Raw genomic sequence first — 25,784 nt, 5'->3', positions numbered from 1 at the left:
AAAACTTCAACGGAACGTGCCAGGCGCTTTGAATAACAGCGGCTGCGGTCTGGCGGATCTACTTTGCAAACTGTCACAGGTAAACAACTGCGGGCGTTCGATGACATAACCCTGAGCGTAGTCGACTCCGATTTCAAGCAATGCCTGCTCGATCTGGGCTGTTTCAACAAACTCGGCAATCGTCTGCTTGCCCATGACATGCCCGATGTGATTGATCACTTCGACCATCGCCCGGTTAATCGGGTCGTCCAGCATGTCCTTTACGAAACTTCCGTCGATCTTCAGGAAGTCTACAGGCAAATGTTTCAAATAAGCGAACGAAGACATTCCGGCACAAAAATCATCCAGTGAAAAATAGCAACCTAAGCCCTTGAGTTCATTAATGAATCTGATTGCACTGCCGAGATTTGCAATTGCACTGGTCTCAGTAATTTCAAAACAAATCATTTCAGGCGGTATGTTGTAGTTAACAAACTGTTCGCGCAGAAAGTGCAAGAACGCGTCATCTCCTATAGTAATGCCTGACAGATTAATCGCACACATTGCTAATGGGCGCTGATGTTCCTGGGCAATACATTGGGCAATAACTTTAAATACGTTCTGAACTACCCAACGGTCTAGTTGAGTCATCAAACCATAACGCTCGGCGGCGGGAATGAAACTGTCAGGCAAGATCATCCGTCCGGACTCATCGTGCAGACGCAGCAGAATCTCGATGTGCCCAGCCTCGCCGTGAGTCGGCTTGAGCGGGGCGATTTCCTGGGCGTACAGACAAAACCGGTTTTCTTCCAGCGCCATGTGCAGCCGCTGCACCCAGGCCATTTCCCCAAAGCGCAGCGACAGCTCGGAGTCATCGGCATGGTAGACCTGCACGCGATTGCGGCCCTTTTCCTTGGCCATGTAACAGGCCATATCGGCAGCGCGCAGCGAGGCTTCAAGGGTGGTCGGAGTCTGCGCGACATGCACCAGGCCGATGCTTACCGTGGTCAGAAATGGCCGGCCCTTCCAGACAAAGTGCAGGTTTTGCACGGTCTGACGCAGCGAATCGGCGATCTTTTCCGCCGCTTCGGGAGCGCAGTTCTCCAACAGAATGCCGAATTCGTCACCGCCCAAACGCGCGAGCGTATCGCCCTCGCGCAGGCCCGATTGCAGCAGCGTACAGATGTGTCGCAACAGCTCATCGCCGGCGGCGTGACCGCAGGTGTCGTTGACCAGCTTGAATTGATCCAGATCGAGAAACAACAACGCATGCCGCCCGGCCTGACGCGTGAGGTTGTGCAGCGCCTGCTCGAGGCGGTATTCGAACTCGCGGCGGTTGGCCAGCCCGGTCAACGCATCGTGGGTGGCCTGCCACGACAGATTGGCGATGTACTGGCGCTCCTGCGTCATGTCGTGCAGCACCAGTACCGTGCCGCTGACCTTGCCGGCATTGCGGATCGGCGCACCGACCAGGGTCACCGACAAGGTGCTGCCGTCCAGGCGCTGAATCAGTTTCGAATGCTCGCTGCCGCCGCTGAGCTTGCCGCTGAGAATGTGCTCGATCAGCGTCAACCCTTCGGCCTGGGCGTTGTCATCGAGCAAATTGAACAGCGCAGAGAGTGGCAGCCCGGCGGCCTGCTCGGCCTTCCAGTGGGTCATCGCTTCGGCGGCGGGGTTCATGTAGTCGATGGCGCCGCTGACGTCGGTAGTGATGACGCCATCACCGATCGAATGCAGGGTGACGTGCGCGCGGTCTTTCTCCAGTTGCAGCGCCTCGGCGAAGGCGTGACGTTGCTTGAGCAATTTGTGCGTGCGCCACAGCGCCAGGACGATCAGCCCAAGCGCCGTGGCCAGATTGGTGAACAGCAACAGGCGCATGATCATCCGCGAGCCTTCGCCCAAAGCATCGCTGAAGGCCTTGGCGGCTGGGGTCACGGCATCGTTGATGTTGAAGATCCGCGTCTTCCAGTGCTGGATATCGGCGTCGCTCGCTGAACTCTGCGAAATGCCGCGACGCATTTCCTGGGCGACGTCATCGAGTTGGTCCAGATAGGCATCACCGACCGTCCATCGATCGATGGCGGTTTCCAGATAACTGAAATGACGGAAATTGAGGTACAGCCAGATCAGGCTTGAAACATCATCGGGGTGGTTGCCGCCCTTGAGAATGCCTTCGCGCGCGGCAGCCAGGTCCGGCGGCTGGCGGTCCAGCGCCAGCCGCAACTGATGCCCGCCCTGCGGCACGCCGATCGCCTCCCGATACTTGAGAAAGATCGCCTCGTCGCGGCTGTCGGCATACAGATTGAGGTAATAGATCGCGTCTTTCTGGCCCTTGGACCAGAGACTTTCACCGGCAACGTAGCCGCGAACGGCCGAAAGCACATACAGGCTGACGCCACCCAACAACGCTTGAAATAACACAACGGCAATAAATGGCCAGACGATGCCCAACAACCGTGGCGTTCCGAGAGTCCGCTTTTGCTTCATGAGATCCCTTGCGCAAGCACTGCCAGATGGACACCGGAAAAATCCCGCTCCTGACAGCTCAGCCTAGGCTAATTTTCGACCTGTCAAAGGGACAGCTCTGCCGTCCTCTACGTCGATTGTGCAAGCCGCCGGCCCGAAGCAGCGTTTGAAGGGGTTTTACTCGATGCAATTCAAGCACTAAGCACAGAAACCGCACTGAATTTCAAGGCCGCTGGATCTGCTGCAGATGACCGTAGAGCTTGGCATACAGCCCGCCATCGGCAATCAATTGCTGATGATCACCGTCTTCGGCAATCTGACCACCGTCGAACACCAGCACGCGATCGGCTTGCTTCACTGCCGACAAGCGGTGGGCGATGATCAGCGTGGTGCGGCCACTGAGAAAGCGCGCCATGGCCTGATGCAGGTTGTATTCGGTAGCGGCGTCGAGGGCCGAAGTGGCTTCGTCGAGGATCACCACTTTCGGCTCGGCGAGGATCATGCGTGCAATCGCCAGACGCTGGCGCTGACCGCCGGACAGACGCACGCCGGAGCGCCCGACGATGCTGTCGAGGCCGCTCGGCAAGGCGCGCACAGTGGCTTCAAGCTGGGCGATTTGCAGCGCCTGCCAGCAGGCTTCGTCGCTGCGGGTGCGGCCCATGGTGAGGTTGGCGCGCACTGTGTCGTTGAACAGCGCCGGATGCTGCAAAACCACCGCAACGTTTTCCCGCACGGTTTCCAGGCCGATGTCCTGCTGGGTCGAGCCGCCGAAACGGATGGTCCCGGCCAGCGGCGTATACAGCCCGAGAAGCAACTGCACCAAGGTACTTTTACCGCCACCGCTGGCACCGACGATGGCGACTTTCTCGCCCGGCGCAATCGACAGGTTCATCTGATCCAGCACCAACTCATCGCCATAGCCGAAACTCAGACCTTGCACCTGAATGCCGACGGTGTCGCGGCCCTTGAACGGGTCGACGCCGCCCGGGTATTGCGGCTCATCGGCGCGCGCCAGCAGTTCGTTGATCCGCGCCAGCGCCCCACCCGCCGCGTAATAGGCGTATTGCAGGTTAAGCAGTTGTTCGACCGGGCCGATCATGAACCACAGGTAACTGAACACCGCGAGCATCTGCCCGATCGACAGGTCGGAAAACAGCACAGTGAGCATTGCCGCTGCGCGGAAAATATCGATGCCGAACTGGAACAGCAAACCACTGGCACGGTTCGAGGCGTCGGTTTTCCACTGCGAATTGACCGCATAGTTGCGCACTTCCTGCGCGCGCAGGCCGAGGCGCCCAAGGAAAAAACCCTGGCGGTTGCCGGCGCGCACTTCCTGAATCGCATCGAGGGTTTCGCTCAGAGCCTGGGTGAAGCGCGCGGTGCTGTCGTTCTCGAGTTTCTTCAGGTGCTTCACGCGTTTGCCCAACTGCACCGTGGCGTAGATCACCAGCGGGTTGAACAGCAGAATCAGCAGCGCCAGTTTCCAGTGCATCCACATGAGAATGCTGGCGGTGCCGACCAGCGTGAGCATCGCCACCAGAAAGCGGCTGAGGGTTTCCCCGACAAATTTGTCGAGGGTGTCCAGATCGGTGACCAGATGCGTAGTGACCGTGCCACTGCCCAGGCTTTCGTATTCACCGAGAGAGATGCGTTTCAGCCGCTCGATCAGGCGCACGCGGATGCGGTAGACGATGTCCTTGGCCAACCGCGCAAACAACCGCGACTGCAACACGCCAAAGCACAACGCGCTGCAACGCAAAGTCAACGTAACCACCAGCATCAGGCCGATATAGCCCGCCGCCTGTTGCCACATGCTCGGCAGGAAATGGTTCATGACTTTCAGCGCCGCATCGCCGTGGCCTAGCAGCACTTCATCGACCAGTAACGGCAGCAACAGCGGAATCGGCACGCTGCACAGCGTCGCCAGCACGGCCACGCCGTTGGCGATCCACAGAGATTTCTTGTGTGTGAGCGCCAGGCGCCGGACTTCTGCCCAGCTCAGCCGGTCGCCTTGCTTGCCAGCTGCCGTGTCATCGCCAAGGTCAGGCACAGGCGGCGCGCTCCAGCCAGCGGCCGAGCAACGGCGCCAGCTCGTTGAGCGGTTGATAGCCATTGGTCAGCAGCGCCAGTTGACCGTTGCGCTCGGCCAGCAGGGTCGGGAAACCGGCGATGCCCAGATCCTGGACCCAGGTGAAATCGGCCTGGGTGGCTTTGTATTGGTCGGCATGATCAAACAACGCGGCGAACTCGATGCGCGGCACACCTGCCTGCTCGGCGAGCTCGACCAGCACGCTGGCCTGGGTGACGTCGCGACCTTCAACGTAGAACGCCTGCTGGATCAGGCCGACCAGCGTCCAGGCGCAATCCGGCGCCAGACTGCGCGCGGTGACGATGGCGCGGCAGGCCGGTTCAGTGTCGTAGACAAAACCGTCCGGCAACGCCCCGTCGAGCTTGAACGGCTGGCCGGTGGCCTCGGTGACCGCCTGCCAGTGTTCAAGGATGTAGCGACGCGTGGTCGGTTCCAGCGCCGCGCCGCTGCCGGTGCGCAAGCCGCCGACCACCAGATGCAGCTCGACCCCGGCTGCCTGCGCCTGCTCGACCAAGGCCTTGGCCACCGGAGCAAAACCCCAGCACCACGAACACATCGGATCCATCACATAGAGCAGGCGCGCAGACATGATTAGGCCTCGGTGGATGCTTGCTTGTAGTTGTAGCCGATCGGGTGCGGCTGGTTACGCGCCTTGGCCAGTTCGATCTGCTTCTGCCGGTCGATGGCGCTGCGGCGGGTTTTCTCGCTGAGCTTGTCCCAGCAATGCGGGCAACTGATGCCGGCCACGTAATGCTCGGAGGCGCGATCTTCAACGCTGACCGGAGTGCGGCAGGCATGACATTGATCGTAGTCGCCTTCGCTGAGGTCGTGGCGCACGGTGACGCGGTTGTCGAACACGAAGCAGTCGCCCTGCCACCTGGTTTCTTCCTGCGGCACCTCTTCGAGGTACTTCAGAATGCCGCCCTTGAGGTGATAAACCTCTTCGAACCCTTCGCCGAGCATGTAGCTCGAGGCTTTTTCACAGCGAATGCCGCCGGTGCAGAACATCGCGACCTTCTTGTGCACGGCCGGATCGAAGTGCTCTTTGATGTATTCGGGGAATTCGCGAAAACTGGTGGTTTTCGGATCGATGGCGCCTTCAAAAGTGCCGATCGCCACTTCGTAATCGTTGCGCGTGTCGATCAGCAGGACTTCTGGGTCGCTGATCAGCGCGTTCCAGTCCTGCGGTTCGACGTAGGTGCCGACCTTCTTGTTCGGGTCCACGCCTTCGACGCCGAGGGTGACGATTTCTTTCTTCAGCTTGACCTTGGTGCGGTAGAACGGTTGTTCGTCGCAGTACGATTCCTTGTGATCGATGTCGATCATGCGTGGATCGTTTTTCAGCCAGGCGAGCAGGCCGTCAATGCCTTCGCGGGTGCCGGAAACAGTACCGTTGATGCCTTCTTCGGCAATCAGCAGAGTGCCTTTGATGCCGTTGTCGACCATCGCCTGCAGCAGTGGCTCGCGCAGGTCAACGTAATCTTCGAGGGTGACGAACTTATACAGTGCCGCCACGACAATCGGTTGTGTCATGGGTATTTCTCCAGGTGGCTACCCTCGCAAAGGGTGAACCGGATTCAAAAAAAACGCGCCGGCTAAGCGGCGCGTCGGGATTTTAGCAAAAAAGCAGCTACAAGCTCCAAGCTTAAAGCGGCAAGCCAAAACTCATCCGCCTTCAACTTGCAGCTTGCCGCTTATCGCTGATCTCCTCCGGCACAAGATGGCGACGCCGGTGCAGCGCCCACTTCTGCCCATTCCTGCGGGGTGTAGGTGTGCAGCGCCAACGCATGGAACTCGCCCATCAGCTCGCCGAGCGTGCCGTAGACTTTCTGGTGGCGCTTGACCCGGTTCAGGCCTTCGAACTGCGCGCTGACCACCACGGCCTTGTAGTGCGTCTGTAACCCGCGACTGTGCATGTGGCTTTCATCCAGCACTTGCAGATGCTCAGGCTGCAGCAGGCCCAGCGTCGATTCGATGCGTTGTTGCATGGTCATCACGAACTCCGCTTACTTCTTCTTGGCCGGTGCAGCGGCCGGGGTCAGCTCTTTGGTCATGTCGTCGAGCAGCTTGTTGACCACTGGCACAGCGCTTTCCAGCTTGCCCTGGGTCATCTGCGCCGATTGCTGGGTCAGCTGCGGCATTTTTTCCAGGACCTTTTTACCCAGTGGCGACTGGTAGAACGCGACCAGGTCCTTGAGCTCGGATTCGCTGAAGTTGCTGGTATAGAGCTTGACCATGTCGGGCTTGAGCTTGTTCCAGCCAATGGCCTGGTCCAGCGCGGCGTTGGCCTTGGCCTGGTAGGTTTCGAGGACGGCTTTCTTGGCCTCGGGGGCTTTGGTCTGCTCAAAACGCTGGGCAAACATTTGCTGCACTTGCATGTACACCGGAGTGCCCAGTTTGTCAGCGTGAGCCAGGGTCAGGAAGGCTTCGGCACTGGCGTTGTGGCTGGCGGTATCGGCAAGCACCTGGCCGCTGGCGCAAACCAGTGCAACCGCGGTACAGATGGCACGAAGACGAGTCATCGAGTTTCCTTTTAAGCAAAGCGAGGTCAAACCCCAAGGGCGACCATTCTGCGCCTAACGATTGCCGCGGCTCAACCCCCAAGCCTTGCCGCGCTTGATTGACCGGGTCGGCCGGTCAACAATCGAGTCGATGGAACCACCACGGCCGATGCCGGCCTAAACTGCGCAAACAGACCAACAGGAGTGTGCACGATGAGCCGTATCGAAACCGACAGCCTGGGCCAGATCGAAGTCCCGGACGACGCTTACTGGGGTGCTCAGACGCAACGCTCGCTGATCAACTTCGCCATTGGTCAGGAACGCATGCCGCTACCGGTATTGCACGCCCTGGCCCTGATCAAGAAAGCCGCCGCACGGGTCAATGACCGCAACGGCGATTTGCCTGCCGACATCGCCCGGCTGATCGAACAGGCCGCCGACGAAGTGCTCGACGGCCAGCACGACGACCAGTTCCCGCTGGTGGTCTGGCAGACCGGCAGCGGCACCCAGAGCAACATGAACGTCAACGAAGTGATCGCCGGTCGCGCCAACGAACTGGCCGGCAACCCGCGCGGCGGCAAGACGCCGGTGCACCCGAACGATCACGTCAACCGCTCGCAAAGCTCCAACGACTGCTTCCCCACCGCGATGAGCATCGCCACTGCACAAGCCGTGCAGGAGCAATTGCTGCCAGCCATCAGCGAACTGTCCGGTGGCCTCGCCGAACTCGCGGCGCGCCACATGAAACTGGTGAAAACCGGGCGCACGCACATGATGGACGCGACGCCGATCACCTTCGGGCAAGAGTTGTCGGGCTTCATAGCGCAACTGGATTACGCCGAACGGGCAATTCGCGCCGCATTGCCGGCGGTGTGTGAACTGGCCCAGGGCGGCACCGCAGTCGGCACCGGGTTGAACTCGCCGCATGGTTTTGGTGAGGCGATTGCTGCAGAACTGGCAGCGTTGTCCGGCCTGCCGTTCGTGACCGCACCGAACAAGTTCGCCGCCCTCGCCGGCCACGAACCGCTGACGAGCCTCTCCGGCGCGCTGAAAACCCTCGCCGTGGCGCTGATGAAAATCGCCAACGACCTGCGTCTGCTCGGCTCCGGTCCCCGCGCGGGGTTTGCCGAGGTGAAACTACCGGCCAACGAGCCGGGTAGTTCGATCATGCCCGGCAAGGTCAACCCGACTCAGTGCGAAGCGCTGTCGATGCTCGCCTGTCAGGTCTTGGGCAACGACGTGACGATCGGCATTGCCGCCAGTCAAGGTCACTTGCAGTTGAACGTGTACAAACCGGTGATCATCCACAACCTGCTGCAATCGATCCGTCTACTCGCCGATGGCTGCAGCAACTTCCAGCAGCATTGCATCGCCGGGCTGGAACCTGACGCCGAGGCCATGGCCCGCCACCTGGAGCGTGGGCTGATGCTGGTGACGGCGCTGAACCCGCACATCGGTTATGACAAATCGGCGGAGATCGCCAAGAAGGCCTACAGCGAAGGGCTGACCTTGCGCGAAGCGGCGTTGCAATTGGGGTATCTGACCGATGAAGAGTTTGATGCGTGGGTGCGGCCGGAGAACATGATCGAGGCCGGGGCCAAGGGCTGAGATTTGTAGCGTTTCTTAGTCAGTCATCGCGAGCAGGCTCACTCCTACAGGGCGAATGCGGTCCCCTGTAGGAGTGAGCCTGCTCGCGATGGCCCCGACTCGGTCTAACTGGCTGCCATCTTGATCCGCCGCGCCTTGAGCCCGGCAATCAACGAAGGCCCCAACGCCACCAGCGCCGACCCCAACACCACCAGCACTGCCCCGCCATAGCCCAGCGCATTGATCTGCTCGGCGTGCACATACTCCGGCCAGACCCGCGCGGCCATCGCCACCGCCGCGAACGTCACCAGCGGTGTGATCGCCAGGGTTGCACTGACCCGCGACGCTTCCCAATGCGCCAGCGCTTCAGCGAACGCGCCGTAGGCGATCAGCGTGTTCAGGCAGCAGGCCAGCAGCAACCAGCCTTGCAGCGGGCTCAGGTTCAGCGCTTCGAGCGGATGCACCCACGGCGTCAGTAACAAGGCACAGAACAGATAGATCACCATCATCACTTGCAGCGAATTCCACACCGTCAGCAATTGCTTCTGGCCCAGCGCGTAAAAGGTCCACACCGTCGACGCCAGCAGCACCAGCAAGACCCCCGCGGTGTAATCCGACAGCGAGGTCAACAGCTCTGCCAGACGCTGATTGAAAAACAGCCCGAAGCCGATCAGCAACACCAGCAAACCGATGCCCTGGCCAATGCTGAAGCGCTCCTTGAACACAAACAGACTGGCGATCAGCAGCATGATCGGGCCCATCTGTACCACCAGTTGCGCGGTGCCGGGGCTGAGCAGGTTCAGACCCATCAGGTACAGCACGTAGTTGCCGACCAATCCGAGCACGGCCATCAGCACTAGCCAGCCGCCCTTGGGCCCGAGCACTTTGCGACTGGGTAGACGTTTGACCGACGCCAGATAAAGGAACAGACAGCCGCCGGACACCAGCAGGCGAAACCAGGTCACGGTGACCGGGTCCATCACCAGCAGCACCTGTTTCAGTTTGATCGGCAGAATGCCCCAGAGCAACGCGGTCAGCAGCGCGAGGAACAATCCATAGACCCAGCGACCGGACGAAATGTGCATGCGAACCCCAAAAGCCTGCTGACAAGAATCGCCATTCTAGGCGCGCATTGCGTTGTGACACAGGGACAGTTGCACTCAGGCCGCGAATGCAACTGTGCAGGTCGCAGCATTATGTTGACGCGTTGCCGTTGATCGACTCGCCGCGCAGGCCAAGTGCTTCAGGGATAAGCTCAGTTGACATTCAAATCAACCGCTGGGGAGACCGATCATGTTAGCCATGCGCGCCGAGGACAGCGCCCCCGCCACCCGTTTTCGCAGCGACCGGGTGTGCCGGATCAATGGCCAACTGTTTTTCAGCACCCGGGAAAATACCCTTGAGGGGCCGTTTGACAGTCATGAGAAGGCAGAGCAGGAAATCCGCGCTTATATCGCGCGGATGCAGCTTCTGGATTCCAACCGCTGAGCGGTGGTGATCCCATCGCTGGCAAGCCAGCTCCCACAGGATTGGTGGCGTACACAGATTTTGCAAACGCTACGAGACCTGTGGGAGCTGGCTTGCCAGCGATAGCAATCGAACAGGCAACAAAAATGCTATGGCTTAGCGAACTGCCTCAAACAACCCACTGGCCCCCATCCCGCCACCGACGCACATGGTCACGATGCCGTAACGCAGATCACGCCGCTGCAACTCGCGCACCAGATGCCCGACCTGGCGTGAGCCGGTCATGCCGAACGGGTGGCCGATGGAAATCGAGCCGCCGTTGACGTTGTATTTCTCATTATCGATCTCCAGCCGATCACGGCTGTACAGGCACTGCGACGCAAACGCCTCGTTCAATTCCCACAGATCGATATCCGCCACCTGCAAGCCCTTGGCCTTGAGCAGTTTCGGCACCGAGAACACCGGGCCGATGCCCATTTCGTCCGGCTCACAGCCAGCGACGGTAAAGCCGCGGAAGAACGCCTTCGGTTTGAGCCCCAGCTCAAGCGCCTTCTCCAGACTCATCACCAATGTCATCGACGCGCCGTCGGACAGTTGCGAGGAGTTGCCGGCGGTGACCGAGCCGTCATCAGCGAACACCGGTTTCAGCCCGGCGAGGCTTTCATAAGTGGTGTCGGGGCGATTGCAATCGTCGTGATCGACCACGCCGTCCACAATCTTCACCTCGCCGCTGTTCTTGTCCTCGACCCGATACTTGACCGACATCGGCACGATCTCATCATCGAACAGCCCGGCGGCCTGAGCCTGCGCGGTGCGGATCTGGCTTTGCAGTGCGTAATGATCCTGCGCTTCGCGGCTCACGCCATAACGCCGCGCCACCACCTCGGCAGTCTGGCCCATCGTGTAATAGATGCCGGGCGTCTGCTCTTTCAGCAGCGGGTTGATCAGGTGATCGGTGTTGACGCTTTTCAGGGTCAGGCTGATCGATTCGACGCCGCCGGCAACAATGATATCGCTGCAACCGGAAGCGATCTGGTTGGCGGCGATCGCAATCGCCTGCAAGCCCGACGAGCAGAAGCGGTTGAGGGTCATGCCCGCCGTGCCCGTGCCGAGGCGCGACAGCACCGCCACGTTGCGACCAATGTTATAGCCCTGCGCACCTTCGTTGGAGCCGGCGCCGACGATGCAATCCTCGACGCTGGCCGGGTCGATGTCGTTGCGCGTCAACAGGGCGTTGACGCAATGGGCCGCCATGTCATCGGGGCGGGTCTGGTTGAACTTGCCGCGAAAGGATTTGGCCAGGCCGGTCCGCACGCTGTCGACGATCACCACTTCACGCATGGCATACCTCATTGTTGTTGTCGGTTGAAAGTGGACCTGAGCATAAGTCCACCTTCTTGCCGACCGCGAGGATCATTCACCCGGCGTATGCGCGGCCATCGCTTCAGTCTTTGCGTTTTTTGGCCTGCTTGTCGGATTTTTCGAACGCCTCTTCCAGGGCGCGGTTGATCGTGCGCAGCACCTTGACCCGCGCCCAGCGCTTGTCGTTGGCCTCCACCAGGGTCCACGGGGCGATTTCGGTGCTGGTGCGATCGACCATATCGCCGACGGCGGCACGATAGGCATCCCACTTGTCGCGATTGCGCCAGTCGTCTTCGGTGATCTTGAAGCGCTTGAACGGAATCTCTTCGCGCTCCTGAAACCGCGCCATTTGCGTGTCCTTGTCGATGGCCAGCCAGAACTTGACGACGATCACCCCGGAGTCGGCCAGTTGCTCCTCGAAATCGTTGATCTCGCCGTAGGCGCGCAACCAGTCGGCCGGCTTGCAGAAACCCTCGATCCGCTCGACCAGCACGCGGCCGTACCAGGAACGGTCGAACACGGTGAACTTGCCACGTGCCGGGATGTGCCGCCAGAAGCGCCACAGGTACGGTTGCGCCCGCTCCTCTTCAGTCGGTGCGGCAATCGGCACGATGTTGTACTGACGCGGATCGAGCGCCGCCGCAACCCGGCGGATCGCCCCGCCCTTGCCGGCGGCGTCGTTGCCTTCGAACACCGCGATCAGCGCATGGCGGCGCATGCGTTTGTCGCGCATCAGCCCGGACAGCCGCGCCTGTTCGGTTATCAGTTGTTCTTCGTAGTCTTTCTTGTCCAGCCGCTGGCTGAGGTCGAGGCTGTCGAGCAGGTTCAACTGATCGACCGGCGTACCCAACGGCGCTGCGCTGACCTCCTGCGGATTGACCTCGGCGCGTTTGAGCGCGCTCTGCAAACCTTCCAGCAGAATCTTGCCCACCGCCAGGCTGCGGTAGTTGGCATCGGCGCCTTCGATCACGTGCCACGGCGCGTAATCGCGGCTGGTGCGGCGCAGCACGCGCTCACCGTATTTGACGAACTTGTCGTAGGTTTGCGATTGCTGCCAGTCCAGCGGGCTGATCCGCCAGCTGTGCAGCGGATCGTCGGCCAGCGCCTTGAGCCGTGCCTTCATCTGTTTCTTCGAGAGGTGGAACCAGAATTTGAAAATCAGTGCGCCTTCATCGCAGAGCATTTTTTCCAGGCGTTCGGCGCCGGCAATCGCCTGATCCAGACGCGGATCCTTGAACAACCCGTGCACCCGCCCCTGCAACATCTGGCTGTACCAGTTGCCGAAAAAAATCCCCATGCGGCCCTTGGCCGGGAGCATCCGCCAGTAGCGCCACGCCGGCGGCCGCGCCAGTTCTTCATCGGTCTGCTGATCGAAGGTGCGCACTTCGATCAGGCGCGGGTCCATCCACTCGTTGAGCAACTTGACCGTCTCGCCCTTGCCCGCGCCTTCGATGCCGTTGATCAGGATGATCACCGGGAAGCGCTTCTGCTGCTGCAATTCGAACTGGGCTTCAAGCAAGGCTTCGCGCAAGGCCGGGACAGCGGCATCAAAGGTGTCATCGTCGATGGCGTGACCGATTTCAGCGGATTCAAACATAGGGACGGCTCCTTCCAGGATTCAGCAAGACTAGCGGATTGGGCACAACCGCGGCGCAGAAATTCCCGCGGGCCGCGGATTGTCAGTGAGCGGCCGACCGCATGCCTTGCCATGGATCAAGCAGGGCCGGTGCGATCGGCTAGAATGGCGGCCTTGCCGTTGCCGAGCCTGCCATGAAACCTGTATTGCCCCACGCCCAGCTCGACTGGGATGACCACGGACGCCCGCGTTCGCGAGTGTTCGATGACGTGTATTTCTCCGACCAGTCGGGGCTCGACGAAACCCGCTATGTGTTCCTTGAACAAAACCGTCTGGCCGAGCGTTTTGCCGCCCTGCCGGCGAGCGGGCGGCTGGTAATCGGCGAAACCGGGTTTGGCACCGGGCTGAATTTTCTTTGCGCCTGGCAATTGTTCGAGCAACACGCCGTGGCCGGTGCGCGGTTGCATTTTGTCAGCGTGGAAAAATACCCGCTGAGCCCGGCCGATCTGCAACGCGCCCTGGCGCTGTGGCCGCAGCTCAAGCCACTGGCCGATCAATTGCTGCGGCAGTACGTGGCGATCCACGAAGGTTTTCAGCGCATCACCCTGGACAACGGTCGGGTGACCCTGACGCTGTTGATCGGCGATGCACTGGAACAACTGCCGCAGCTCGATGCACAGATCGACGCGTGGTTTCTCGACGGCTTCGCTCCGGCGAAAAACCCCGACATGTGGACCGCCGAACTGTTCGTCGAACTGGCCCGACTGGCGGCGCCGGGCTCGACCATCAGCACGTTCACCAGCACTGGTTGGGTGCGGCGTTTGCTCAACGCCGCCGGGTTCAAGATGAAACGTACGCCGGGTATCGGCCACAAATGGGAGATCCTGCGTGGCGAGTTTCTCGGCTGGCCGGCAGACGTGGCGCCACCCTTGCTGTACAAACCGTGGTTCGCCCGCCCTGCCCCGTTGACCGGCGAACGCAGCGCGCTGGTGATCGGCGCCGGACTGGCCGGTTGCGCTACCGCGTTCAGCCTCGCTGCACGGGGCTGGCAGGTCAGCTTGCTTGAGCGCCACGCTGGCGTGGCGCAGGAAGCCTCGGGCAACCCGCAAGGCGTGCTCTACCTGAAGCTGTCCGCTCACGGCACGGCGCTGTCGCAACTGATCGTCAGCGGTTTCGGCTACACCCGCCGCCTGCTGGAAAACCTGCAACGCGGCACCGACTGGGATAACTGCGGCGTGCTGCAACTGGCCTTCAATGCCAAGGAAGCCGAGCGGCATGCGCAACTGGCCGAGGCCTTCCCGGCAGATCTGTTGCAGTGGCTGGAGCAACCGGCGGCGCAGGCCCGTGCCGGGGTCGGTGTAGCCCATGGCGGTCTGTTCTATCCAGAAGGCGGCTGGGTGCATCCGCCCGCGCTGTGTCAGGCGCAAGCGGCGCAACCGAACATCGAACTGCTCGGCCACCATGACGTGCTGCAACTGCGCAAGGTCGGTGATCAGTGGCAAGCGTGGGACGGCGAGCGCCTGCTCGCCAGTGCTGCGGTGGTGGTGCTGGCCGGCGCCGCCGAGATCAAACGCTTTGCGCAGAGCGCCGAGTTGCCGCTCAAGCGCATTCGCGGGCAGATCACGCGTCTGGCGCAAACCGCGCAAAGTGCCGCGCTGAACACGGTGGTGTGCGCTGAAGGCTACGTCGCGCCGGCGCGTCTGGGCGAGCACACCCTCGGCGCCAGTTTCGATTTTCACAGCGATGACCTGACCCCGACCGCTGCCGAACACCAGGGTAATCTTGCCATGCTCGAGGAGATCTCCAGCGATCTGGTCGACCGTTTGCACATCGATCAGCAGCCCGTCGAAGGCCTTGAGGGACGGGCCGCGTTTCGCTGCACCAGTCCCGATTACCTGCCGATTGTAGGCCCGCTCGCCGACCTGCCAGCGTTCAATCAAACCTATGCAGCGCTGAGCAAAGACGCCCGGCAAGTGCCGGATGGCGCCTGCCCGTGGCACGGCGGTCTGTACGTCAACAGCGGCCACGGCTCGCGCGGGCTGATTACCGCGCCGCTGTCCGGTGAACTGCTCGCGGCGTGGCTGGACAACGAGCCGCTGCCACTGCCGCGCAGCGTCGCCGAAGCCTGTCACCCGAACCGGTTCGCCCTGCGCAAACTGATTCGCGGCAAGTGATGCTCAGTCGTCGGGCCTGGCGCACAGGCCCAGTTCTTCGATGCGCAATGCCTCCTCGGTCAGCTCCGTCCAGACAACTTTGAACGCCTCTTCACGTTCGGCCTTGATGATGTCTGCCTGGCTCCTATAGTCGGCGTCGCGCATGGTTTTCGCCTTCTCGTCCAGTGCGGTCATTCGCGGCGCATACTCCTCTTCGACAGGCACGAAGCGGCGGGGAAACGTCCGTTGCAGCCAGACTTGCCAGAACGTGCGCTCACTCATGAATTTCAGCCACTTGGGCGAAAGCTCGGCGACGCTGATCCTGTTCTGCGCCACTTCCAGATCGGCCTCGGTAACGCCGGCCTGTTCCCTAAAAAGCATGTGCCGCGCCTGGCCAGGCAACTCCAGCGTTTCGGCAAGACCGATACGATAGGCAAGGCCCACTTCCAATGGATCAAGCTTGGGAAACTTGACCGCGTGCTCGGCCGCGATGTCGTCTAGTTGTTCAAGCCTGAACAGGCCACGCCCCAGTTTCAACAAAGACCTGGCGCTGACGCCATTGCTGCCGGCGAGTCTGGTCAAGCGGTTGACCTGCACCGCCACTTCCAGACGACTGAATGTCACTGCTGCGGTGTCAGTGCAATTGATCGGGCTGGCAGCCAGTCCCAGCAGATGGTCACACAGCGCGGCGTCGTTCTCTGCGGCCTCAAGCACTGCCCAGACCCGCCGCTGCAGCTCCTTGTTGATTTTCTTCGAGTCGGCGGTATTGCCCAGTTCCGCAAGCAAGTGAAACAGCCCCTCGGCACGCGCATCGTCCTTGAAGGCGTTCCAGATTCGTTCACGTTTGCCAAATGTCTCACCGGCCTTTTCGGGAAACCACAGCGTACGGGCACGTTGCTCGTCGAGCCGGGCGATGTCATTTTCAATGAATCCCATGCCGACGCCGTAATTGTTACGGTATGTCTGAAGGTGGGTTTTGCTCGGGTCGATCAACGGATTATCCGCCAGGTCGAGCGCTTGACTGAAGCGCCTGGAGGTTTTGAACAGCCAGTCCGGCAGCTGCTTGATCTGGTTTTTCCTCAGGTCCGCCCATTCCAGATTCAACAGGCGAGAAAGTCCCTTGGGCATTTCGGTAATGCCGGTGCTTTCCAGCAACAGCCGACGCAGATTGAACATTCGAGAGACATCCGGCGTCGCACCCAGCGGGTTTTTGTTGAGATTCAAATGCCTCAACGTGTGCAAACCGTTGAGCTTTTTCAGGGTCTGCTCAGTCAACTGGAGCTTGTTTCCCGCCAGACTCAGGACTTTCAGATTGGGCATGTGCGACAGCACCTCTGGCAGACGCGTGATGGCATTGTCATCGAGTTCCAGCGACTCAAGCTGCTTGAATGATTTGAGGAAGTACGCGACATCGTCGTCCAGTGCCATATCGCGCATGGACAGTTGCTGGATGTGGTCAAAGCTGATCCCCGGCGGCAACGTCGGCAGCTTGCCGACGCGCATGCCGTCAAGGTTCAGTACGCCCACTGCTTTGCCGTTCTCGTTGTTCACCTGGTGAAAGCGCCGAAAACCCTTTTCGATCAGCTCGGCGAAGGTACGGCGACTGTGTCGAACCTCAGCCAGATCACCGCCTGCGGTGTTCATCGCGTCAATGTCTTCGCCCCAGGTAAACAGCGCGTCACGCAGACTGTCGAGATCCCCGCGCAAGACTTTGACTCGCATTGCCCGGCTCAGCGCATCGTCGCCCAGGCCGTCGATGAACTCACTGGCCTGCGCCTCGGTCATGCGCGGAAAGAGTTTGCGGACTTTGCGCAGCAATGCCGAGGGATGCTTCTTCACGGCTGGCTGATCGCCTTGCACGCAGGCTGGCTCGGCATCCAGCGGTGCGGATTCGTCACCGCTCAGCAGGCGCGCCGTGGCCTCGCGCTCGCCCAGTGCCTTCTCGAGTAACTGGCTACGCAAGCCTGCGGCGTCGGTTGGCAGCGTGTCGGCAGCAGCGGCCACGTCCTTGGACGGCTTCGTCGGGACAGCCTTGAGGATGGCGTCAAACAACGCGTTGGGGCCGGCGGCAACTTTGCCTTGGGATTTACCACTGCCGTCAAACGCTTCATAGCCCGTGGCGGATTTTACCAGCGAACATCTTTTGCTGACGGTCGCCGACTCCTCGCCTATCGCTTGCAGAATCGGTCCGGTCAGCTTTTTATCGCGAATTTCCAGACGCACCTGCGAATCCCAGCCCCTGAGGCGCGGTAGCAGTTGAATCGCCAGTTTGTCAGTGTCGGCATTGGCCAGCCGTGGCCAGTGAAACCCGGCCAGCGAACGATCCAGGCGCACCTGACTGCTCGTTATTCTGACCCGCTGCCCCAATTGCAGCGGCACTCGCCCGGTGGTGCGCAGGTGCAGGCGCTGCACGCTTGGCGCCTGCTCGATGAGGCTTTGGACGTGGCGTGCCGGGATATCGGCGAAGACCTTGCGCAATTTCAAAACCTCATCGACGTCGCCTTGATCGTAGCGTTGATACATATGCTCGAACGCCTCGCGATAATCGGTCTTCAGCGCTGCACCGAGTTTTTTAGCCAACGTCGAATGCTGAGCGCTAGCGGCGACCTTGCTGCCCAGCAGGGCTTCGACCTCGCTTTGATACAAGCCATCGATGATGGTTTGCAGCAACTGTCCTCGAGCCAATTGGTCCGTGTCGACCACCACCCCCAGGGATTCGTCAAACACTGTGGTCCTGGGATAGGTCGCCGTGACGGTGCCCTCGGGATCGGTGACTTCGATATAGCGGTCAGTCGGCCAGCCGCGCATCTTTGGCAATGCATGCAGTTGGTCTTCGACGGCCTGGCCAGAATGGACTTCACCGCGTTGCAGTTCGTTGCTCAAGGTGCGCAACTGTCGCGCGAGGCGAACGCGCTCAATGGTTTCACGCAAGCGTACCGAGAGGCTGACGTTGTCGCGAAAAGCCTCATGCAGTTCCTCGGGCGTGACATCACAGAGGCGGCGCAGCATGTCCAGATCGCTATCGTCGAACTCGCTCAACGACGGATCGACACGTTTGAGCGCGTAGGCGACGCTGCTCCACTCCTCAGGCTGTTCGGCAGGAAGGCGCCAGCCGCCCTCGACGTGCCGGGTAATCTGCGGAACATAGGCTGACGCACGCCGGGCATGTTGCAGGCGCCAGACTTTGCTGGCGGGATCGTAATCACCGGCGAAGATTCGATGATCGATACGGCTCAGGGTCTTGTCGCCAATCTGATAAAACTCCTTCGAGCCCGGAGCGATGGTAAACCCGGTCGGCAGGGAATGTTCATAGGGCGCCAGATCGGGCTTCCACAAGCGTGGCTGCCCTGCGCCGTTAACGATGACGCTGAATTGCGCAAAGAACTGCGGGTGCGCTTGCAGGAGTTTTTTGCCGAGCGTTGCTACGGCTTTCTGCCCGACGGCAAACCCGCCCATCACGGCAATGTTTTCCACCACGCTGAGCAGATGTGACAGCGCTTGCTGATGATCGCCACGACGCCAGTCCTCGACGCCTTCATAGACTTCAGCGAGCATTTGCCCGACCGCAACGCCCATCATCAACTGCCCGAGCACCGGTACTACCAGCCCGGCGACCGAGAGGACGGTCACACCCCGTTGAATAAAATCGAGCAGGCGCTTTTGCCGCACCTCTTCATCGATATCGTCGGTCGGCACAGCCAGCTTGCGCGCGTCGAGCTGCAGCTTGCCGACATGGCTCTGCACCATGAATTCGAAGAGCGGCACGGTCATCGGCCACTGTTGGATATGCCCGAGTTCGACGCTGTCGGTGAAGGTTTTGAAGAAGTCGGCCTTGTTGTCTTCATCGAGGCTGTCGGCGAAATACTCACGGTAGTCTTTCTTTTGCATCTGCTGTGTCAGGTATTGCTTGAACACGGTGAAGCTCGGGTATTCATACAATGGTCGTTGCGGTTCGCCGGCCATGTACACCACACACCGTTCACTGGGGTACAACTCCACCGATCGGCTGGAAAACACCACCGCGCCCCAGACACAACTGTCGAGAATCTTCACGCCTTGCATGATCATCGCTTGCTTGCCATAGAGCTTGATTCCACTCGATAGCACGCCATCGGCGTCGATCAGTTTCTGCAACACCTGCCGGGTGGCCGCACTGATATGCCCCTTGAGGGCGGCCTGCTGCAGGTCCAGTTGCAACAGCAGTTTTTTCAGCTTGGCGATATCCCGGGTCATGGCGCTGGTGGCGACGACTTTGCCATCACGGTCCAGCAGGCCGAACACCTTCTGGAAATGCTCCTGGTAGCGTTTGCCCAGATCGAGCTCGCGGCACAGTTTGGCGAAAGCGGCCGGCGTCAGATCGCTCACGGCCTGCGCCGCACTGTTGATGCGAATGAAACTACCCTTCGGGAACGTATCAGCCGCCTCGTCTTCGCTGAAATTCTGCATGGCCGCTTGCAGCAGCGTCGGCGTCGCGTTGGGGAAGGTCTGGATGCCGTTTTCATCGGTGGAAGTTGCCGGGCAACCGCAGTCGACGCCGGGCAGGCTGAGAAAGTCTTTCTCGACATCAAACGTATCTGCCGGCCATTTACCGCTCAGGGCCGCGTGCAATTCGTCGATGCAGAAGCTATTCAGAGGTTTCAGCGCGAGCAGGTCCTTGTCGACCAGCACTTGCGTGTCGTGCAGGTCACGTACGGTCTGATCGAGTGCCGACAATGCTTCGGGGCTGGCTTTGAGCAGGTGCGCAGGCAAGGTTTTCTGCAGCGTTTGCGCGGTGTCGAGATCGGCGGTGGCCTCAAGCAGCGTACCCAGGATGGCGTCGTCGGATGGCGAGGTTTTGTTCACTGTGGCGGGCATGGCAATAGTCCTTTATTGCGGGTCGGACCGATGAACATAGCGAACGGCGGGAATGGCAGGTGGTATCTACCTATCGCCGCCATAAAACCCGGAAACTCAACGGTTGATGAACGACCCGAACACCCACTTATAACTTATCGTTCTAAAACTCCACCTACCGTGGCGGGTCAGTTTCTGAGTACCCGCCCTTTTGGCGAGGTCCCGTTTGACCCCTCCCCAACGGAAAAACCGGTAAGGATTTTATGTGTGGATTAGCTGGCGAGTTACGTTTTGATCAACAACCTGCAGACCTTGCAGCCATCGAGCGCATCACCCATCACCTGGCCCCGCGCGGCCCTGACGCGTGGGGCTTCCATGCCCAAGGGCCGATTGCCCTGGGCCATCGGCGCCTGAAAATCATGGACCTGTCGGACGGCTCGGCGCAGCCGATGATCGACAGCCAACTGGGCCTGTCGCTGGCCTTCAACGGCGCCATTTACAACTTCCCGGAACTGCGCGCCGAGCTGGAAGCGTTGGGTTATGCGTTCTATTCCGGCGGTGACACTGAAGTCCTGCTCAAGGGCTATCACGCCTGGGGTGAAGCGCTGCTGCCCAAGCTCAACGGCATGTTCGCCTTCGCCATTTGGGAGCGCGACGCGCAGCGCCTGTTCATCGCCCGCGACCGTCTCGGCGTCAAGCCGCTGTACCTGTCGCGCACCGGTCAGCGCCTGCGTTTCGCATCGGCCCTGCCGGCGCTGCTCAAGGGCGGCGACATCAACCCGATTCTCGATCCGGTGGCGCTCAACCACTATCTGAATTTCCATGCCGTAGTGCCGGCGCCGCGCACGTTGCTGGCGGGTATCGAAAAGCTGCCGCCAGCGAGCTGGATGCGCGTCGAAGCCGATGGGAGCACCGAGCAGAAAACCTGGTGGACCCTGCCCTACGGCCCGAACGAGGACGAGAAAAACCTCAAGCTGGAAGACTGGGTCGACCGTGTACTCGACAGCACCCGCGAAGCCGTGGCAATTCGGCAACGTGCCGCAGTGGACGTCGGTGTGTTGCTCTCCGGCGGTGTCGATTCGAGCATGCTCGTCGGCCTGTTGCGTGAAGTCGGCGTCGAGAACCTGTCGACCTTTTCCATCGGTTTCCAGGATGCCGGCGGCGAACGCGGTGACGAGTTCCAGTATTCCGACCTGATAGCCAAACACTACGGCACTCAGCATCACCAACTGCGTATCGACGAAAAAGAAATCATCGAGCAGCTGCCCGCGGCGTTTCGCGCGATGAGCGAGCCAATGGTCAGCCACGACTGCATCGCTTTCTATCTGCTGTCGCGGGAAGTGGCCAAGCATTGCAAAGTGGTGCAGAGCGGTCAGGGTGCCGACGAATTGTTTGCCGGCTACCACTGGTATCCGCAGGTCGACGGTGCAGCCGATCCGTACGCAGCTTATCGCGCAGCGTTTTTCGACCGCAGCTACGAAGACTACGCCGCTACCGTGCAACCGAAATGGCTCACGGCCAACGACGCCGCCGGTGACTTCGTCAAGGAACATTTCGCCCAGCCCGGCGCTGATGCGGCAGTGGACAAGGCCTTGCGCCTGGACAGCACGGTGATGCTGGTCGACGACCCGGTCAAGCGTGTCGACAACATGACCATGGCCTGGGGCCTGGAGGCGCGCACGCCGTTTCTCGACTATCGACTGGTCGAACTGTCGGCCCGTGTGCCTGGCCAGTTCAAGCTGCCCGATGGCGGCAAACAGGTGCTCAAGGAAGCCGCGCGTCGGGTCATTCCAAGTGAAGTGATCGACCGCAAGAAAGGCTACTTCCCGGTGCCTGGCCTCAAACATTTGCAGGGTGACACGCTCAACTGGGTGCGCGAACTGCTGCTTGATCCAAGCCAGGATCGCGGCCTGTTCAACCCGAGCATGCTCGACAAGCTTCTGACTGACCCTCAAGGCCAACTGACCCCGTTGCGCGGTTCGAAACTGTGGCAACTGGCGGCGCTGAACCTGTGGCTCAGTGAACAAGGAATCTGATTGATGAAACCCCATGCCACGTCCATCAACCAACGCCTGCTGCGTGGTCAGGCGCCGTCGTACGAACGTCTGCAAGCGCGTCTGGCCGAAGACGGCAGCACCCTGCCCTGCGCCCCGATTGCCGTGCATTGCGGCTGGGGCCGGTTGCTGATCGGCCATACCTTCCCCGACCCGGCATCGCTGGCGCAGGAACTGCTCAACGAACAACCCGGCGAGCGCGACATTGCCTTGTACGTCGCAGCGCCGCAGCAAATTCTTGGTCTGGAACCGACGCAGCTGTTCCTCGATCCGTCCGACACCTTGCGCCTGTGGTTCAGCGATTACCGCCAGGCCACTCGCGTGTTTCGCGGCTTCCGCATTCGACGTGCGCAGAGCGAGGCGGACTGGCAAGGCATCAACCGCTTGTATCAGGCGCGCGGCATGTTGCCGATCGATCCCGAGTTGCTCACCCCGCATCCTCAGGGCGGCCCGGTGTACTGGCTGGCCGAGGATGAAGACAGCGGCGCGGTGATCGGCAGCGTCATGGGCCTCAATCATCACAACGCGTTCAACGATCCGGAAAACGGCAGCAGCCTGTGGTGCCTGGCGGTGGACCCGCAGTGTTCGCGTCCGGGTGTGGGCGAGGTGCTGGTGCGGCATCTGATCGAGCATTTCATGAGCCGCGGGCTGAGCTATCTGGACCTGTCGGTGCTGCACGATAACCGTCAGGCAAAAAACCTCTACGCCAAGCTCGGTTTCCGCAACCTGCCGACTTTCGCGATCAAGCGCAAGAACGGCATCAACCAGCCGCTGTTTCTTGGCCCGGGGCCAGAAGCGCAGTTCAACCCGTACGCGCGAATCATTGTCGAGGAAGCTCATCGCCGCGGCATCGACGTGCAGGTCGATGACGCCGACGCCGGTCTGTTCACCCTCATTCATGGCGCGCGCCGGGTGCGCTGCCGTGAATCGTTGAGCGACCTGACCAGCGCGATCAGCATGACCCTGTGCCAGGACAAAAGCCTGACCCACAAGGTGCTGAAGGCGGCCGGGCTGAATCTGCCGGCACAACAACTGGCCGGCAATGCCGACGACAATCTGGCCTTTCTCGACGAGCATCAGCGGGTGGTGGTCAAGCCGCTCGACGGCGAACAGGGCCAAGGCGTGGCGGTCGATCTGCAGACCATCGAGGACGTGCAGCAGGCTATCGAAGCCGCGCGGCAATTCGACAGTCGCGTGCTGCTCGAGAGCTTCCATGAAGGTCTCGATCTGCGCATCGTGGTGATCGGTTTCGAAGTGGTTGCAGCGGCGATCCGCAAACCTGCCGAAGTGGTCGGTGACGGTCAGCATTCGATCGGCGAGCTGATCGAGGCGCAGAGCCGGCGTCGGCAAGCTGCTACCGGTGGCGAAAGCAAGATCCCTGTCGACCACGAAACCGAACGCACCTTGCACGCGGCCGGGTACGACTACGACAGCATTCTGCCGGCCGGTGAACATCTGTTCGTGCGCCGCACCGCCAATCTGCACACCGGCGGCACCCTGGAAGACGTCACCGCCATTCTGCATCCGACGCTGGTCGATGCAGCGGTGCGTGCGGCACGCGCGCTGGATATTCCGATGGTCGGCCTCGACCTGATGGTGCCGGCGGCGGATCAGCCGGAGTACGTTTTTATCGAAGCCAACGAACGCGCCGGCCTGGCCAACCACGAGCCGCAACCGACGGCGGAACGCTTTGTCGATCTGCTGTTTCCGCATAGTCAGTCGGCGATCTCTTGATTACTTGGTGGCTGCACTGACGCCATCGCTGGCAAGCCAGCTCCCACAGTTCCGGCGGTATACACAACACTGTGGGAGCTGGCTTGCCAGCGATGAGGACCGATCAGGCGCCACAAATCCCTCTCTCATCGAAACCATCGATGTGCTCAACCCATCAGGAGTTTCCATGACCCTGCAAATCCCCGAACCGGATCTGAACTACCTGCAAAAAGTCCTCCTGGAAATGCTCGCCATTCCCAGCCCCACCGGCTTCACCGACACCATCGTGCGCTACGTCGCCGAGCGTCTGGAAGAACTCGGCATCCCGTTCGAAATGACCCGACGCGGAACCATTCGCGCCACGCTCAAAGGCAAGAAGAACAGCCCCGACCGCGCAGTCTCGGCGCACCTGGATACCATTGGCGCCGCGGTCCGCGCGGTCAAGGACAACGGCCGCCTGACCCTCGCCCCGGTCGGCTGCTGGTCGAGCCGCTTCGCCGAGGGCAGCCGCGTCAGCCTGTTCACCGACAGCGGCGTGATTCGTGGCAGTGTGTTGCCGCTGATGGCGTCCGGGCATGCGTTCAATACGCAGGTCGATGAAATGCCGATCAGTTGGGATCACGTCGAGCTGCGCCTCGACGCCTACTGCACGACCAAGGCCGATTGTGAATCGCTGGGCATCAACGTCGGCGACGTGGTGGCGTTCGATCCGCTGCCGGAATTCACCGAAAGCGGCCATATCAGCGCCCGCCACCTGGATGACAAGGCCGGTGTCGCGGCGCTGCTTGCCGCACTTAAAGCCATCATCGACAGCGGCCAGGAATTGATGATCGACTGCCATCCGCTGTTCACCATTACCGAAGAAACCGGCAGTGGCGCGGCGGCGGCTTTGCCGTGGGACGTCAGTGAGTTCGTTGGCATCGACATCGCCCCGGTCGCACCCGGCCAGCATTCCAGCGAGCATGCTGTCAGCGTGGCGATGCAGGATTCCGGCGGTCCGTATGACTATCACCTGTCGCGGCACTTGTTGCGCCTGGCCGGTGAACACGAATTGCCGGTGCGCCGCGACATGTTTCGCTATTACTTCAGCGACGCCCATTCGGCGGTGACTGCCGGGCACGACATCCGCACCGCCCTGCTCGCCTTTGGCTGCGATGCGACTCACGGTTATGAACGTACGCACATCGACAGTCTGGCGGCGTTGAGCCGGTTGCTCGGTGCTTACATTCTGAGCCCGCCGGTGTTCGCCAGCGACGCGGCGCCGGCCAATGCCTCGCTGGACCGCTTCAGTCATCAGATCGAACACGACACGCAGATGGAGAGCGAAACCCGCGTGCCGCCGGTGGACAGTCTGGTGGGGCAGCGTTCCGACAGTTAGATCATTGTTGTCTGAGATACCGCTATCGCGATCAGGCTCACTCCTACAGGAGAACGCATTCCAATTGTAGGAGTGAGCCTGCTCGCGATGGCGCCGGTCGAGGCACTACAAAAACTGGCAGGCCAACCCCAATCGCCGTAGCATCGCGCCATTGATTTAGCCGAGGTGCCCATGCTGATTCCCCACGACGCGCTTGAAGTCGACACCCTCACCCGCCTGATCGAGGATTTTGTCACCCGCGACGGTACCGACAACGGCGATGACACGCCGCTGGAAACCCGCGTGCTGCGCGTACGCCAGGCGCTGACCAAGGGCCAGGCCTTGATCGTGTTCGATCCGGAAAGCGAACAGTGCCAGTTGATGCTCAAGCATGATGTGCCCAGGCATTTGTTCGACTGACGCTCAGCGAACCTTCTGCACACCTTCCTTGCGCTTGATCCGGTCGTAGACTTCGGAGCGGTGCACGTGCACGTTTTGCGGGGCTTCGACGCCAAAGCGCACGCTGGAGCCATTCACCGACAGAACACGCAAAGAGATGTCGTCACCGATTGAAATCAACTCACCAACGACACGGCTGAGTACAAGCATGATATAGGTCCTTCAGGGTTAGCGAACCCAGAAGATGC

General features: G+C 60.8%; 18 protein-coding genes. 7 read left to right on the top strand and 11 right to left on the bottom strand.

The genetic code is table 11. From position 1 onward, the window contains the following. Nucleotides 1–6: 6 nt before the first annotated feature. From ACYYKW_RS06355 to ACYYKW_RS06330, 6 genes are all read right to left on the bottom strand, one after another. Complete coding sequence (locus tag ACYYKW_RS06355; RefSeq protein WP_464989676.1) at nucleotides 7–2,466, bottom strand: EAL domain-containing protein; 2,460 nt, start codon at nucleotides 2,464–2,466, stop codon at nucleotides 7–9. Nucleotides 2,467–2,668: 202 nt separating this feature from the next. Next, nucleotides 2,669–4,495 carry an ABC transporter ATP-binding protein gene (locus tag ACYYKW_RS06350; RefSeq protein WP_464989675.1) on the bottom strand — a complete coding sequence of 609 codons (1,827 nt, stop codon included), beginning with the start codon at nucleotides 4,493–4,495 and terminating at the stop codon, nucleotides 2,669–2,671. Further along, nucleotides 4,488–5,090, bottom strand: a complete 603-nt coding sequence (locus ACYYKW_RS06345; RefSeq protein WP_464989685.1) for a DsbA family protein — start codon at nucleotides 5,088–5,090, stop codon at nucleotides 4,488–4,490. Before ACYYKW_RS06345 ends, ACYYKW_RS06350 begins: the two co-directional genes overlap by 8 nt. Nucleotides 5,091–5,125: 35 nt before the next feature. Beyond that, a complete protein-coding gene (gene trhO / locus ACYYKW_RS06340; RefSeq protein ID WP_090285086.1) occupies nucleotides 5,126–6,067 on the bottom strand; it encodes an oxygen-dependent tRNA uridine(34) hydroxylase TrhO in 942 nt (313 codons plus the stop codon). Between the two features lie 161 nt (nucleotides 6,068–6,228). Continuing rightward, entirely contained in the window at nucleotides 6,229–6,528 is a 300-nt protein-coding gene (locus ACYYKW_RS06335) for a BolA family protein (protein WP_464989674.1), read from the bottom strand. Between the two features lie 12 nt (nucleotides 6,529–6,540). Beyond that, entirely contained in the window at nucleotides 6,541–7,056 is a 516-nt protein-coding gene (locus ACYYKW_RS06330; RefSeq protein ID WP_090285089.1) for a DUF2059 domain-containing protein, read from the bottom strand. Nucleotides 7,057–7,248: 192 nt separating this feature from the next. Here ACYYKW_RS06330 and ACYYKW_RS06325 point away from each other — a divergent pair, with 192 nt between their 5' ends. Beyond that, entirely contained in the window at nucleotides 7,249–8,643 is a 1,395-nt protein-coding gene (locus ACYYKW_RS06325; protein WP_093099498.1) for a class II fumarate hydratase, read from the top strand. Between the two features lie 104 nt (nucleotides 8,644–8,747). Here ACYYKW_RS06325 and ACYYKW_RS06320 read toward each other — a convergent pair whose 3' ends face one another. Continuing rightward, nucleotides 8,748–9,707, bottom strand: coding sequence for a DMT family transporter (locus ACYYKW_RS06320; RefSeq protein WP_093099495.1), 960 nt, complete (start codon nucleotides 9,705–9,707; stop codon nucleotides 8,748–8,750). 208 nt (nucleotides 9,708–9,915) lie between these two features. Between ACYYKW_RS06320 and ACYYKW_RS06315 the strand changes: the two genes are divergently transcribed. Further along, nucleotides 9,916–10,110: a DUF6316 family protein gene (locus ACYYKW_RS06315; protein WP_093099493.1), complete on the top strand. Its 195-nt coding sequence runs from the start codon at nucleotides 9,916–9,918 to the stop codon at nucleotides 10,108–10,110. A gap of 135 nt (nucleotides 10,111–10,245) precedes the next feature. Here the strand turns inward: ACYYKW_RS06315 and ACYYKW_RS06310 are convergent, their stop codons facing one another. Both ACYYKW_RS06310 and pap read right to left on the bottom strand, forming a co-directional pair. Then, a complete protein-coding gene (locus ACYYKW_RS06310; protein WP_464989673.1) occupies nucleotides 10,246–11,430 on the bottom strand; it encodes a thiolase family protein in 1,185 nt (394 codons plus the stop codon). A gap of 103 nt (nucleotides 11,431–11,533) precedes the next feature. After that, nucleotides 11,534–13,048: a polyphosphate:AMP phosphotransferase gene (gene pap / locus ACYYKW_RS06305; RefSeq protein WP_093099489.1), complete on the bottom strand. Its 1,515-nt coding sequence runs from the start codon at nucleotides 13,046–13,048 to the stop codon at nucleotides 11,534–11,536. A gap of 173 nt (nucleotides 13,049–13,221) precedes the next feature. Between pap and mnmC the strand changes: the two genes are divergently transcribed. Continuing rightward, entirely contained in the window at nucleotides 13,222–15,201 is a 1,980-nt protein-coding gene (gene mnmC / locus ACYYKW_RS06300) for a bifunctional tRNA (5-methylaminomethyl-2-thiouridine)(34)-methyltransferase MnmC2/FAD-dependent 5-carboxymethylaminomethyl-2-thiouridine(34) oxidoreductase MnmC1 (protein ID WP_464989672.1), read from the top strand. A gap of 3 nt (nucleotides 15,202–15,204) precedes the next feature. Here mnmC and ACYYKW_RS06295 read toward each other — a convergent pair whose 3' ends face one another. Beyond that, complete coding sequence (locus tag ACYYKW_RS06295; RefSeq protein ID WP_464989671.1) at nucleotides 15,205–20,034, bottom strand: NEL-type E3 ubiquitin ligase domain-containing protein; 4,830 nt, start codon at nucleotides 20,032–20,034, stop codon at nucleotides 15,205–15,207. A gap of 242 nt (nucleotides 20,035–20,276) precedes the next feature. Here ACYYKW_RS06295 and ACYYKW_RS06290 point away from each other — a divergent pair, with 242 nt between their 5' ends. The 4 genes from ACYYKW_RS06290 (at nucleotide 20,277) to ACYYKW_RS06275 (ending at nucleotide 25,557) form a co-directional block, all read left to right on the top strand. Continuing rightward, nucleotides 20,277–22,049, top strand: coding sequence for an N-acetylglutaminylglutamine amidotransferase (locus tag ACYYKW_RS06290; RefSeq protein WP_093099483.1), 1,773 nt, complete (start codon nucleotides 20,277–20,279; stop codon nucleotides 22,047–22,049). Nucleotides 22,050–22,052: 3 nt separating this feature from the next. Continuing rightward, on the top strand, nucleotides 22,053–23,801 hold the full coding sequence (gene ngg, locus ACYYKW_RS06285; protein WP_093099480.1) for an N-acetylglutaminylglutamine synthetase: 1,749 nt from the start codon (nucleotides 22,053–22,055) through the stop codon (nucleotides 23,799–23,801). Nucleotides 23,802–23,967: 166 nt separating this feature from the next. After that, a complete protein-coding gene (locus ACYYKW_RS06280; RefSeq protein WP_090285110.1) occupies nucleotides 23,968–25,158 on the top strand; it encodes an osmoprotectant NAGGN system M42 family peptidase in 1,191 nt (396 codons plus the stop codon). 171 nt (nucleotides 25,159–25,329) lie between these two features. Continuing rightward, entirely contained in the window at nucleotides 25,330–25,557 is a 228-nt protein-coding gene (locus ACYYKW_RS06275; RefSeq protein WP_090285112.1) for a YheU family protein, read from the top strand. Nucleotides 25,558–25,560: 3 nt separating this feature from the next. Here ACYYKW_RS06275 and csrA read toward each other — a convergent pair whose 3' ends face one another. Next, nucleotides 25,561–25,746 (bottom strand): carbon storage regulator CsrA, encoded by a 186-nt coding sequence (gene csrA / locus ACYYKW_RS06270; RefSeq protein WP_090285114.1) that lies wholly within the window; start codon nucleotides 25,744–25,746, stop codon nucleotides 25,561–25,563. Nucleotides 25,747–25,784 lie beyond the last annotated feature (38 nt).

This window comes from Pseudomonas sp. 15C (assembly GCF_055484735.1).
This window is presented reverse-complemented; position numbering and strand designations above follow the sequence as displayed.